Raw genomic sequence first — 14,174 nt, 5'->3', positions numbered from 1 at the left:
AATTCATCTGCGTTAATCTGTGTTGCATCTGCCCTCATCTGCGGTTAAAAAAAGAGAATTTATTAACCGCAGATGACAAGGATTGACGCTGATTCACGCGCTTGTCGAGAAGAGATATCTGAATCATTCGGATGCTAACAGATTTGATATTATTTGTCAGTTGTCAGTTGTCAGTTGACTGTTGACTGTGGTCTGTTTTCTGTGGTTACAAATTACCATTATTCGATTAATCCTAATTTTTGTAAGCGCGAACGAATGGCACTAGGCTGTCGCTGAAATCTCTGAGCTAATTCGTCAATTTGTTGACCGCTTGCATATTCTTTCTTCAAATTTTCGTCTTCATCCTGACTCCACTTGACATAAGCTCTGGGATATTTCTGGCGAATTTTCTCATTCTGGGTTTTAGGTCGATAACCATTCTTTTGATCGGCATTCAAACCAGAACCAAACTGTGGGTTAATTTCCCCACCGCGACTAGCTAGCGCCTCTTGCACGCGGTTGGGAATGACAGCAATTTCTTCTGAGAGTTCAGCCAAAGCATTGTCTACTTTTTGCTGAAGTTCTGTTAGCTGCCGCTGCTGCAAATTGCCCCACTGTGGCAGTTCGTTGATAAACTGCTGCAAGTCCAGAATTATTGTGGTCAAAGTTTCGACTTGTTGCAACTCGGGCCGCTGTTTGAATTGGCGGCTGGTGAGTTCGATCTCGCTTTGAATCATTTTAATAGTTTTTTCTAAAATTATTAGTCGCTGGCGCAGGTTCTCAATTGCTGAAATTAGAGAGTGTACGTTTTCTCCAGGCCCGACATTGAGATTTTCGCAAGATGTTTGAGCAAGAGCTTCATCTAAAGCCTTTACAGCCATTTGCAATTCCTCGATCGCGCGATCGGTAGTAGCTGCTTGTTGATTTACCCGATCGAACGTTGCCGCCGTACTTGCTTTAACTTGCCCGTGCAACTTCTGCCGATTCACAAAATTTAACACCAACGAAATCACTACAGGCACTTGAGCATAAACGCTCTGCCCCCAAACCAAACTAACAGCCAATCCCACAGCAGAGGCACCAAGAAAAACCACTTCAGCAGTTTCTAACAAATTGCTCGACTTGGGATTTTGAATTTTGGTTGGTGAATTGGAGGATGACATAGGCTAATACCATTTTAGATTTTAGATTTTAGATTTTAGATGTGGAATGACTGATGAAGCTCGTAGTTTGGATCACGGGCCTATAGTTGCATTCTTTTTTTACTGGTGCAAGGATGCGGGTAAAAATAAAAAATAAAGTGCGATCGCACCCAGACCCAGAATTGAGCAGTGGTGAAAAACAGATTAAGTTTTTGATTGACAGCCATCTAATTAAATATATTAAAGCTGCAAAATTAGTCGAGCTAAAGTGAAATAAATCAAGACCCCGAGGACATCAACTGCGGTGGTAATAAAAGGAGCAGACATTAAGGCGGGGTCTAAACCCAAAGAACGAAATAGAAACGGCAGAGCTGAACCGGCTATAGAAGCTAAAATTGCGATCGCAAACAAACTCACTCCCACGGCGAGTGCCACGGCTAAACTCCCTTGCAGAGTGTAAGCCCAGACTGTCGCTACAGTCCCCAATATAGCTCCTAGCAGCGCTCCCGCCATCCCCTCACGAACAATTACTTGAAAGGGGCCCATTGCTGTAATTTCGTCAGTGTTCAAACCGCGAATTACAACTGTTGAGGACTGAGCTCCGACATTGCCTCCAGTGCCAGTCAGCAGGGGAATAAAGGCTGCTAGGGCGACTACTTGATGCAAAATATCTTCTTGAGCTCGAATAATTGCACCGGTGACAGTATTAGTTAAAAGCAGAACAAACAGCCACACGACCCTTTTCCGGGCAACGGTGATTAAATCGGTCTGAAAATAATTGTCGCCGCCGGACTGGACGCCGCCCAAGGTATAAATATCTTTGGCGGCTTCTTGTTCTAAAATGTCGATCGCGTCGTCAACTGTAATAATCCCAACCAGGCGCTGTTCGCGGTCTACAACGGGCACAGCTAAAAAATCGTAACGCTGGATCAGCCTAGCTACTTCTTCTTGATCCGTTCCTGTTTGAACAGAAACTACGTCGCGGGTCATAATTTCGCCGACAGTTTTGTCGAGGGGCGAAGTGACTAAATCCCGCAAGGATAAAATACCTGTCAAGCTGCGTCCGGCGTCGGTGACGTAAAGAGAATAAATTGTTTCGGTAGTTCTAGCCAAAGAGCGAATTCGGTCTAAAGCTTGGGCGACGGTAAAGCTTTCTTTGAGAGAAATGTATTCGGGGGTCATGATCCGACCGGCGGTACTGGCTTCGTAACCCAACAGTTGAGCCGTAGCTTCCCGTTCCGTCGGGCTCAATTCACCCAACAGGCGACGGACTAATATTGCCGGCAGTTCGTCAAAGAGTCTAGCTCGATCGTCCGGGGACATTTTGTCTACAATGTCAATGACTTCTTGGCGTTTGAATTTTTCGCAGAGGGACTGCTGAACGCTGGAGTCGAGATATTCGTAAACTGCGATCGCTTCGTCTTTGGAAAGCAAGCGGAAAGCTATTACTTGCATGGTTTCTGGCAGGCCTTCGATAGCTTCAGCTATGTCTGCTTCCTGCACCGGGTGCAAAATCGCTTTTGCCCCTTTAAAGTCTCCTTCTTCCAACAAAGCCTTTAACTGCGATCGAACTAATTCCCGCAGTTCTTTTCGCGCGTAGGTGGGTAACGAAGAGGATTGATAATTGCTTTCTGTCACTGATGACCCTCCTAAACCTGTGCTGCGCGCCTTTCTGAATCTAGTTTAGAGCCTATTGACGCCACTGGTTGCAGTTATACGATTTATACGGGCGGGGTTAGCAACACAGTTTCTTTGTGGAGGCTTCACCACCCAAAGGAATATCTATTCTCGAAACCTGGTTTTTTGGTATGATGTTTTTTATATTGATTTACTTAAACCAACAATTGATATTTTTCTTCCGCCAAACGGTAAAGTCGCCGCCACACCAAACGGTTAGTCAATACAACCAACAGCGACATCACAGAAGTAGCAGCCAAAAGCAAGGGAAAATTTCCAGATGCCGTCGCCTGAGAAATCGTCTCCCCCAAACCGCTTGTGGTAATTATTTCACCTTTAAACTGCACGTATTCGCTGACAATACTCGCATTCCAAGCACCGCCAACTGCCGTAATAATTCCTGTGATTAAATAAGGAAAAATGCCGGGTATGATTAAAGTTTTCCAGCGCTGAACCAGGGAAAGTTTGTAAACTTGCGCGGCTTCAAATAACTCCGAAGGTATGGCTTGAGCGCCCGCAATAACATTAAAGAGCAAATACCACATTGTACCCAACATCATCAGCGCTACAGAACCAATTTGCAAGCCGCCTCCAGCGTGAATTAAAGCTAGCAGCAATACGGGAAATAAAGCCGTTGCGGGTACAGAAGCGGCTATTTGTACTAATGGCTGCAAAATCTGAGCTAAACGCGGATTTCGACCGATCGCCACTCCGACGGGCACAGTCCATAACAGCGATAGAAATAGCGCGCAAATGACTCGCAAAGCTGTGAAAAATGCACCTCCCATGACTTTTTGCCAGTCAGACAAACTCAACAACCGCAGCAGCAGCACCGCTTCCCAAGTTCCCCAAAGTACAATGAGGGCAAACCCACTGACAAACAGCCAATTTATCCAATTTCCGATGCGGCTTTGTTGGCGAGGACTTGTTGGTAAGTTAGCAGGTGCAAAACCTTTTGCCACATGGCGATCGAAACTGTCGCCGACGGGCGAAATCCGCGACTTCAACACCCGCAGCGTCGCCGAGCGCCTTAAAAAATCTAATACCTTTGACTGCGGTACGTTGGTAGCTTCCACGGCTTGATATTTAAACTTTTCCACCCAAGCAATCAAAGGCTGCCAGATGAAAAAGTCTATGGCTATAATCACACCAATTAATACTGCTAAACCCCAGCCGATAGCCCCAAAATTGCCTTCATTGGCTGCCTTGCCCAAATAGGAACCGAGTCCGGGTAAATTAAAATTTTTTTCACCCAAGGTAAAAGATTCGATCGCAATCAAAAAGAACCAGCCGCCCGCCACTGACATGACGCTGTTCCACACCAGTCCGATCGCACCAGCAGGCAATTCTAACGTCCAAAACTGCTGCCAAGCATTGAGCCGATAAACTTGAGCAGCTTCCTTAAGTTCTTGCGGAATGCCGGAAAGCGACTGATAAAAACTAAAGGTCATATTCCAAGTCATCCCAGTAAATATTAAGATGATCGATGCGAGTTCTACGCCGATTCTTTGACCGGGAAATAAAGTAACTAGAGCTAAAACAACTCCGGGCAAAAAGGATAAAACTGGAATCGACTGCAAAATGTCTAACAAGGGAATTAAAATTTTCGCAGCCAGGGGAAAACGGTAAGCAGAATAAGCATAAACTAGGGTAAACAGCAGCGATAAAAAATAGGCGGCTACCATGCGTAAGAGACTCTGGGCTGTATATGCTGGCAAGACATTTAGGGTAGTCTCAATTTTGAAATTTGGGTTGTAGTCACTGGTGAATTGAGAAGCTGTTTGGACAATTGCCCAAATTAGAGAGAAGATTGCTAGAATCAGCAAGCCGTCTTGCCAAGTCCAAGCGGATCTTTCTAAAGTTTTATTGGCCGGTGTTAGGGGTCTTGTCATACGAAGTAGTTATTGGTAATTGGGAAAAAGGTAATTGGAAATTGGGAAGTTAGAATTTGAAGGAGCGGAGGGCTAGGACATCGGTAATTGTTAATTGCTCCTTGCTAGTAAATAACTAATAACTAATTACTGATGACGGCGGACTAATGACTACTGACTACTGACTACTGACCACTGACTACTGACTTCAGATTCTAAGAAGATTTCGCCGCCCGGTTCATCGTAACTGTATAACTCTGCATAGCGACCCCAGTCAATAGCAGTTTTCAATTGCCGCATTGCTTCTTGGGGGCTAAAGTGGGCTTCTAGAATATCCAAAATCAACTCTTCAGAAATGCGGTGATTGCGCTTGGCCTGAAGCATTCGAGAAATTTGCTGTACCAGGCGAATATTGTTGAGAATTTGGGTACGAACAACTTGTTTGCGCTGGTCAATTCCGCCGGCAATGAACTGAATACCAACTGGAGTTAAAAGGAGGTCGCCTTCTTGAATTACCAGAAATTCCATTAATTTTGCTGCTTCCACGATCGGCAAAATGTCGTCAACCTCTAACATTAATTCTTGACCGAGGCGGTATAGGTCTTTTTCCTTGCGGTCTTCCAAGAGTTCCAACAGACCTGCGATCGCACCAGTTCGCACCTGCGGCAGAGATTGGTATTTAGCGCTTTGAGGGGGTTGAGGTTGAGACACAGTAGCGACACTTTCAGCCGGTGTAGTCACGGTTTCGTAGCTCAAGTCGGGATTGGTGAGAATTTTGTAAACTTGGTCTACGAGACCTTGGAATTCGGCAGTTTTGCGATCGCGGTAGTGCGGCAAAGTCACCGTCAATTCGGCGCGAATTCGCCCCGGGTTGCGGCCCAAGACTATAACGCGATCGGCTAAAATTACCGCTTCCTCAATCCCGTGAGTTACGATTAACACAGCTTGAGTCGGAATCTTTTTTTCCAGCCACAAATCTAATAACTCAAACCGCAAGTTTTCTGCTGTCAGTACGTCTAAAGCTGAAAACGGTTCATCCATGCAAAGCAATTCGGGTTCCACCGCCAAAGCTCTAGCAAATCCCACCCGCTGCCGCATCCCGCCAGAAAGTTCTTTCGGATAAGCATTCTCAAATCCGTCTAAACCGATAAGGTCAATCATCTGCAAGGCTTTTTGCAGGCGCAGTTCGGGCAATTCTCCTTTAGCTTTTAAGCCTAATTCTACATTTTCTAGTACCGTCAGCCAGGGATAAAGGGCAAAGTTTTGAAATACAATTGCCACTCCCGGATTTAAGCCGACTAAAGGACGATTGTGGTAGAGAACTTGACCGTTGGTGGGCGGGATAAGTCCGGCAATTATCCGCATTAATGTAGATTTTCCTGAACCGGAAGGACCGAGTAGAGCTACTATTTCGCCCGCTCGTATCTCTAAATTAATTGGCTCTAAAATAGAGATTTTTTGACCGTTGGGCTGCTGGTAAGACTTGCTAACTCGTTCTAAGGTAATGAGACCCTCTGTTGTTGTTTTAACTACCACAATCAAACCTCCTATGTTGAGTTTAAATTTAGTTCTTAGTCAGTAGTCCGTAGTCAGTAATCCGCCGTCAGTAGTCATTAGTTAAAAACTCTGGACAACTGACAAGTGATAACGGCTAATTGATACCTGTTTTGTAAAATAATGCAACGGCAGGCAAGCCCAAACCATGATGCAGTCCGTGGGAGCATCTCATATTTGTAAAAACACTTCTTCTGGCTCCTTCCTTCTGACTCTTTCCTCCTGGCTCTTGGCTCCTAACTCCAATTTCTAGCTTGGCTGCTTTCATTGAGATGCTCCCGTTGTCCGTCATTCTCAATCGAAAATCAAAAATGGTATGACTACCGAGCATTCAGTCAATTTTCTGTGACAGACGATCGATTTTTTACCCGCAACAAGACTGGAAGAGTAGAGAGTTGGATCGCAACTGAAAATACAACCAGCAAAATAATTGAGTGATGGTACAAAATTATCATCGCCCAACTGCCCAGAAATCACTATCAGCCATCGCCTGTGTTAAATATCCCATAGGCGGAACCTTTTTTGTCTGCAGGCACGAGTCAAGCTACGGCTGCTTTCAAAATCGATTCCTGGACTCCCATACCTATACCCCATAAAGTCATTCCTAGCAATCCCCCCTGCCCATTTCTGAATAATACCAAGGGGGCAAACAGTGAAGAAAAAATCACTGCAAACATCATGGTTAAGATGCCGATGCGATCGAACTTGCCTCTCAAAAATCCGGGCTGCGATCGCGTCACTCCCCATCACCCAAGGGTAAAATATAGGAATCAATCTAGCTGTCAAATTCGATCGCACTTCTGTGGAAGTCAGTCGATTGGAGATTGGAGACTTCGGTGTGAGCGCTCAGTCGAAGGATTTGAGATTTTAGATTTAGTCCACAGATGAATCGGAGAGCTGGAAAAAGAGTCTAAAATTTTTATCTCTCCACCACAGGAGCCGGGGCTTGTATCCGTTTTTGCGTCTTGTCAAAGGCAATGAAGGAAAAATCCCATAGCCAGCCCCAATCAACCCTAAAGTATCTAAAGAAACCCAAAACAGCCCCGGCAGCCCTTTTTTGATTTCTAAGGCTCCTGCTTCAAAATCGCGCGGATTTAGATAAATTTGCTGAAGTACCAACAGCACTATACCAATCCTAAATCATTTGTCAATTTCTTACTCCCGAGCGAGCGGGTTCGGGGAGGGTTGGGGTGGGGTAAAAAACTTACGACTCCTGGAAGGATTGCTATATCAGCCCCAAAAAAGCTGGCACAGCCAAAACCGCAAAGCCGACTCGATCACCCAATTGCTTTGCCCAGCGATCGGCTATCATCAATAACGACGCTGGCTCGCTATTGGATACCGTGCCGTTGAACGGCGTGCGACTCGATCAACCGCGAAATGTTAACTACGTAAATCCTTTCTTCTTCAGCGTCACGGGTTATACATATAAAGAAGTTTTGGGCAACAATTAGTGTGACAAATTATTACGTTGCTGTAGTCAAAAATTCATTAAAACTGTCAATATCACCGGCAGCATCTCAATGAAAGCAGCCAAGCTAGAAATTGGAGTTTTGAGGCAGGAGTCAGAAGGAAAGAGTCAGAAGGAAGGAGCCAGAAGAAGTGTTTTGACAAATATGAGATGCTCCCATATCACCTACCAGCACTGATAGTGAATCCCATCGATCCAGCTATGCTTCCTGTTCAAACTGCCAATGTGTTGGGCTGGGATTTAGACTCTCATAGGAAATCAAGGAACAGGGAACACGAAAACCATTTTATGTAGGAATTGGTCTCAAAAGCTGCATCTGAATAGTGTAGAATTATAACAAACCCGATGGGACATTACAAGGTGCGTACTGTGGGATACAAATTATCTGCAATCTTAATTTTATTACGCAATGTTTAAACTTGTATCTTTTCCTTAACCGTTTTCTATTCTTTACCAAATCTTTATTTTTTTTCTCTAGAGTCTTGTTATGGTTGCTTCAAGCGAGCTTACAGCACTTTGCAACAAGAGTGAAATACCCTTTAGTTAAAAAATAGGTCTTTATGACACACTGCCCCTGCTGCTCGAATCAAATGCTGCGTCACGTTTGCGCTCACAAACTCTACTGGTTTTGTCGCCAATGTTGGCAAAAAATACCTATTTACAATCTAAACAGAGGTGGCTCATCGCCCTCTATAAATCTAGTTAAAGGGCTAGGGGTTAAGGAACAACCTTCTTTACCGATGGAATTTAACAGCTCAACTTAGGGGGTATAAAGTTTAGGGAGTGCCTGATAGCTAACTGGTTTTCAGGCTCAATACTTAGTTTTCTTGCATCATTAAATTACCCAAGTATAGCCCAAAAAATTGAAGACACCTCTATTTATCTATCGCTTAATTTATGGTAATCCCTCGACGCAAAGTAATTATAAGTTTAGACCAAACACCACTTAAACGATTGCTACCTCTTTTGCTTGGTGTGGTGGCTTCTCTTGCTGTTTTATTTACGTGGCAACAGCTAACCATCAACGGACAAATTCACATTGAGCAGTTAATTCAGCAGCAAGCCAATGCGATTCAGTCACAACTGAGCGAAGGATTATCAATTCGGGTGCTGACACTTCGGCAAATGGCGAATCGCTGGGAAGCCAATGGCGGTACACCACAGGCTCTTTGGGAAGCCGATGCTGAGGCTTATGTAAAGGATTTCTACGGTTATCAGGCGATCGAATTGGTCGATCCATCATTTAAAGTGCGATCGGTTGTGCCACCGGCTGGGAATGAGGCAGCGCAAAACCTAAATTTTAATGGAGAACTGCGTCACAAAATCACTTGGCAAGTGGCTCGTGATTTGCGTCAACCTATCTTAAGTCGCAATATTTTACTTGTGCAAGGGGGTCCAGGATTTATAGCAAGTTTTCCTTTGTTTGTAGGGGAAAGATTTGATGGGTTGATTGTAGGAGTTTTTCAGTTTAAAACTCTATTTGAAACTATTTTAAAAGTAGCCCCTGGGTATCATGTGGCTATCTATGCGGGCACAGATTTGATCTACGGTCAAAAGATTTTTTCTCAATCTTCAGATCTGAAAACAGTTGTAGTGAAAGCCTATGGTGTAGACTGGCGCATAGATGTTGGTCCAACTTTAGATTTAGTAGAAACTGTCAAGTTTTATTGGGCTAGAGTTGTATTAATTGGTGGTTTAGTTTTAGTTTGGCTGCTTATGTGGGTCGTCTATCTCGCACAAGTTAGTTATTGCAAAGTCGATAAATTCAAAAAAGCCAATCGCCAGTTGCAATGGGAAATTCACCAGCGACAACAGGCAGAAATTGCGATCGCCCGACTAGCTGCGATCGTTGAATCTTCGGAAGATGCCATTATCAGCAAAGATTTAGAGGGTGTAGTTACAAGTTGGAATGTAGGAGCAGAAACAATTTTTGGCTATACAGCGGCAGAAATAGTAGGGCAATCAGGGAGAAAACTGATTCCCGCAGACTATCGAGATGAGGAAAACGAAATTCTCACAAAAATCCAGCGAGGAGAACGCATCGAACACTACGATACAAAGAGGCTGAGGAAAGATGGAACATTAATCGATGTCTCCATGAGTGTCTCCCCCATTAAAGACCAAGCAGGGAATATAATTGGAGCCTCAAAGATTGCCCGGAATATTGCTGACCGCAAACAAGCAGAAGCAGCACTACGTCAAAGTGAAGAACGCTGGGAACTGTCTGTACGCGGGAATCATGACGGCATTTGGGATTGGAATGTTGAAACCAACGAGATATTCTTGTCTAGTCGCTCGAAGGAAATCCTGGGCTATGAAGAGTACGAAATCCAAAACCTTGTAGACGAATGGGCTAATCGGGTACATCCCGATGATTTGGGATGGGTGATGCAAGCCATTCAAGACCATTTTGCCAAAAAAACTCCTTTCTATATCACAGAACATCGCATTCGCTGCAAAGATGGTTCCTACAAATGGATGTTGGATCGCGGTCAGGCACTTTGGGATGATGCAGGTAAAGTAATTCGGATGGCTGGCTCTCACACCGACATTACGGAGCGGAAGCAAGCTGAAGTTGATTTACAGGTAAGCGAAGCGAGATATCGGCAATTGATCGATAACTTAAATGCGGGTTTTGTGATTCATGGGATAGATACAAGCATCCAATTATGTAATGAAACGGCCGGTGAATTACTAGGGCTTTCAATGGATCAAATGCTGGGAAAAACCGCGATATCGCCGGCCTGGCATTTTGTGCGGGAAGATGGCAGCGTTATGCCCCTAGAGGAATATCCGGTTAATCAGGTTTTATCCACTGGAAATTCCCTCAAAAATTTTGTTTTAGGAATTAATAAAGAAATTGATAGTTGTACTTGGGTATTAGTTAATGCCTACCCGGAGTTCGATCAAAACGGTCAAATTACACAAGTTGTAGTTACGTTTATTGATGTTAGTAAACGCAAAAAAGTAGAGCAGGAAATTAAAAAAACTCGCAATTTCTTACAAGCACTGCTAGATAATTTACCGGTGGCGGTTTTTGTTAAGGACGCACAGCCTGAACGGTTTGGCGTATTTCAGTTTTGGAATAAAACCAGCGAACTGTTATTTGGCATCTCAGCCGAAGAAGCGATCGGCAAAAGTGGCTATGATTTTTTTCCAACAGAACAGGCTATCTTTTTTGACCAAAAGGATAGAGAAGCCTTTGAGAAAGGTAAGACTGAGGATATTCTTGAAGAAATCATTGACAGTCATTGTCTGGGAAAACGTTGGCTGCATACGGTAAAGATTCCCATTTACGACGCGCAGCATCAGCCCCATTACCTACTTTGTTTTTCCCAAGATATCACCGATCGCAAAAACGCAGAAGCAGAGCGTAGAGAAATGAGTGAGGTGATGCAAAATGCGGTGTCCGGCATTTCCAAGCTGGATGTACAAGGGCGTTACCTCTATGTTAATAAAGCTTATGCTGACATGACAGGCTATCAGCAAGAAGAAATGATGGGGATGTCCTGGGAAAAGACCGTAGATCGCGATGAGTTGGAAAAAGTTGTGGCAGCTTATTGGCTGATGGTGAAAGAGGGCAGAGCTGAAGTTGAAACGAAAGGGGTTCGTCAAGATGGTTCGGTTTTTTACAAACAAGTGGTGATGATTTCAACTTACGACGAACAGCATCAATTTTTGGGGCATTACTGCTTCATGAAAGATATTAGCGATCGCAAAAAAGCAGAACTTGCCCTAGAACAGGAACTCCTGCGGACTAAAACACTTTTCAACACTTCAATGGATGGTGTTGTGGTCATGAATCGCCTCGGAAAAGTCGTCGAAGCCAGCCCCAGTTTTGGGCGGATGCTGGGTTACAGCCTAGAAGAAACCCTGCATCAGAGTGTCTTTGATTGGGATGCTCAATTAACAAAAGAAGAACTACAGCTTTTCATCCTCCGAGACGAGATTATTCCTCTGTTTCAGACTCGACATCGCCGCAAAGATGGTTCCGTCTATGATGTGGAAATTAGCTGGAATCGGGTAGAATTAGAAGGGGAAATGATGAACTTCTGTATCTGCCGGGATATCACCGAACGCAAATGCCTTGAAGCAGAACGCCAACAAGCAGAACAGGCACTCCGAGAGAGTGAAACTCGCTTCCAAGCCTTCATGAATCACAGCCCTGCCTCTGCCTGGATTACCGATCGAGATGGCGTGATGCTCTATGCCAGCCAGACTTATCTCAATACCTTCGATTTACCCACTGACGATGTGATTGGAAAATCCATTTTTGAACTTTACCCCGCCGCTATCGCCCAACAATTTCTAGACAATATCCAAATGGTTGCTCAAACCCACGAGCTAATTGAAACGATTGAGATTGCGTCCCGTCGAGATGGAAGCCTGGGTGAGTTTCTGGTTTACAAATTTCTCATCCCCGACTTATCTGGGCAAATGCTAGTAGGTGGTGTGGCGATCGATGTGACACGACAACATCAAGCGGAAACCGCTTTACAACGGAGTGAGGAACGCTTAATGCTGGCACTAGAAGCCTCTGGAGATGGACTATGGGATTGGAAAATTGAAACGGGAGAAATTTACATTAATTCCTACTACCAGGAGATGCTGTGCTACAAGCCAGGTGAGTTGGTGATGGATGCCAACGTCTGGGAACAGATGATTCACCCTGATGATAAATTCTGGGTTTTTGAGGCTCTCAATAGTAACTTGCAAGATAGCACTCTCAAATATGCCTTTGACTATCGTGTGCGTTGCAAGTCAGGTGAGTGGAAGTGGATCGCTAACTACGGGAAAGTCGTTGCCTACGATGAAGATGGTAAGCCTTTACGGATGATTGGAACGCACAAAGACATCAGCGATCGCAAACAAAAAGAACTCGCACTGCAGCACGCAATGGAAGCCGCAGAAGCAGCAAACTTGGCAAAAAGTGCCTTTTTAGCCAATATGAGCCATGAATTACGCACTCCCCTCAACGTGATTCTAGGATTTGCCCAGGTGATGACCCATGACCCCTCCCTAACTCCCAACCAAAAAGAAGACCTGCAAACAATTCGTCGCAGTGGCGATCACCTCTTGAGTTTGATTAACGATGTGTTGGATCTCTCGAAAATTGAATCGGGACACTGCACAGTTGAAGACAGCGGGTTTGACTTAATTGCCCTGCTGCATTCCCTCCGAAATATGTTGGCGGAACGAGCAAGTTCTAAAAGACTTGACCTTTGTTTCGAGATTGCGCCAGAAGTTCCCCAATTTATGCTTGCCGATGCTCAAAAACTGCGCCAGGTTTTGCTCAATCTGCTGAGTAATGCCATCAAATTTACCGATCGGGGAAGCATTACTTTGCAAGTTAGCATTGAGGGGGACGGTACAGGAACATTAACCACAACTCGGCCGATTCTCCAGTTTGTAGTCGCTGACACAGGTGTAGGGATTGCATCGGCTGAGCTTAGTACCATCTTCGATGCGTTTGTGCAAGCTCAAGCTGGGAAGCGATCGACCGGCGGTACTGGGCTAGGCCTAACCATTAGCCGCAAATTGTTGGAACTCATGGGCGGAGAAATTTCTGTCAGCAGCACTCTGGGAGAGGGGAGTAGCTTCACCTTCACCCTTCCCGTCAGCCCCATCAGTGGAGTTAATGTTACACCAGAAGAGAATAATCGCCTCGTGATTGGGCTGGCTCCCGGTCAAGGGGATCATCACATTTTGGTGGTTGACGATCAAGCAGAAAATCGCTTGCTAATGGTCAGATTACTGACACAATTAGGATTAGAAGTAAAAGAAGCTACCAACGGACAGGAAGCGGTGCAGATTTGGCAACAATGGCAACCCGACCTCACCTGGATGGACATTCGGATGCCCGTGTTAGATGGATACGAAGCTACGAAGCAAATTCGGGCAATGGAAGACGGACAGAACAGTATCATTATTGCACTTACGGCCCAAGCTTCCCAGAGCGATCGCGCTCTCGCCTTGGCTGCTGGCTGCAACGACTACATCAGCAAACCCTTCGGGGAACAGACCCTATTTCTCAAGATGGCGGAATACTTGGGTTTAGAATATGTATATCAGGAAGAGGAAACAGAGAACGGGGAACGGGGAACAGATTGTTTTCCTTCTTACCTCTGTTCTGTTGCCTCTCCCGTTTCAGATTCCCTCGATCCAACGCTTCTGGCGACATTACCAAAATTATGGCTGGTTCAGTTGGAAGATGCTGCTTTATGTGGGGATGATGTTGCGATCGTTGAACTGGTAGCTCAACTTTCCTCAGAACTCGCTCAATTCGGTACTCATCTGACGGAACTCGCCAACCAGTATCAATTTGAGCAAATTCTTAATGTAATTAAAGGTAATTTTTAAACGGAAATTTGTCCATTGGACTCATAAGCTGTTCAGCAGTAAAAGGTTAGATTATGACTAGGTAATTAGGAACAGTGCACAGAAACAAAACCACTTTTTGGTAGTTTTTGACAAAAACGA

General features: G+C 44.8%; 6 protein-coding genes. 2 read left to right on the top strand and 4 right to left on the bottom strand.

The annotated features are described in order from the left end of the window. Positions 1-218 precede the first annotated feature (218 nt). The 4 genes from QUA40_RS07080 to QUA40_RS07065 all read right to left on the bottom strand — a co-directional run bounded on the left by QUA40_RS07080 (position 219) and on the right by QUA40_RS07065 (position 6,205). Positions 219-1,142, bottom strand: a complete 924-nt coding sequence (locus QUA40_RS07080; RefSeq protein WP_333123274.1) for a hypothetical protein — start codon at positions 1,140-1,142, stop codon at positions 219-221. 219 nt (positions 1,143-1,361) lie between these two features. Beyond that, positions 1,362-2,759, bottom strand: coding sequence for a magnesium transporter (mgtE, locus tag QUA40_RS07075; RefSeq protein ID WP_333123272.1), 1,398 nt, complete (start codon positions 2,757-2,759; stop codon positions 1,362-1,364). A 194-nt stretch (positions 2,760-2,953) separates the two neighbouring features. Next, on the bottom strand, positions 2,954-4,690 hold the full coding sequence (locus QUA40_RS07070; RefSeq protein WP_333123270.1) for an ABC transporter permease subunit: 1,737 nt from the start codon (positions 4,688-4,690) through the stop codon (positions 2,954-2,956). A gap of 150 nt (positions 4,691-4,840) precedes the next feature. Beyond that, positions 4,841-6,205 carry a nitrate/sulfonate/bicarbonate ABC transporter ATP-binding protein gene (locus QUA40_RS07065; protein ID WP_333123268.1) on the bottom strand — a complete coding sequence of 455 codons (1,365 nt, stop codon included), beginning with the start codon at positions 6,203-6,205 and terminating at the stop codon, positions 4,841-4,843. A gap of 540 nt (positions 6,206-6,745) precedes the next feature. On the opposite strand from QUA40_RS07065, the gene QUA40_RS07060 reads away from it, so the two are divergent. Continuing rightward, positions 6,746-7,111 (top strand): hypothetical protein, encoded by a 366-nt coding sequence (locus QUA40_RS07060; RefSeq protein ID WP_333123265.1) that lies wholly within the window; start codon positions 6,746-6,748, stop codon positions 7,109-7,111. A gap of 1,480 nt (positions 7,112-8,591) precedes the next feature. After that, complete coding sequence (locus QUA40_RS07055; RefSeq protein ID WP_333123262.1) at positions 8,592-14,054, top strand: PAS domain S-box protein; 5,463 nt, start codon at positions 8,592-8,594, stop codon at positions 14,052-14,054. Positions 14,055-14,174: the final 120 nt, after the last annotated feature.

This window comes from Microcoleus sp. Pol11C3 (assembly GCF_036701485.1).
Taxonomy (GTDB): domain Bacteria; phylum Cyanobacteriota; class Cyanobacteriia; order Cyanobacteriales; family Microcoleaceae; genus Microcoleus.
The sequence above is the reverse complement of the archived record's forward strand: the minus strand, read 5'-3'. Positions and strand labels throughout refer to the sequence as shown.

Bases quoted from the DNA above. Each gene is read 5' to 3' on its own strand.
- QUA40_RS07055 (WP_333123262.1), top strand. From the start codon at position 8,592: ATGGTAATCCCTCGACGCAAAGTAATTATAAGTTTAGACCAAACACCA.
- QUA40_RS07080 (WP_333123274.1), bottom strand. From the start codon at position 1,142: ATGTCATCCTCCAATTCACCAACCAAAATTCAAAATCCCAAGTCGAGC.
- QUA40_RS07070 (WP_333123270.1), bottom strand. From the start codon at position 4,690: ATGACAAGACCCCTAACACCGGCCAATAAAACTTTAGAAAGATCCGCT.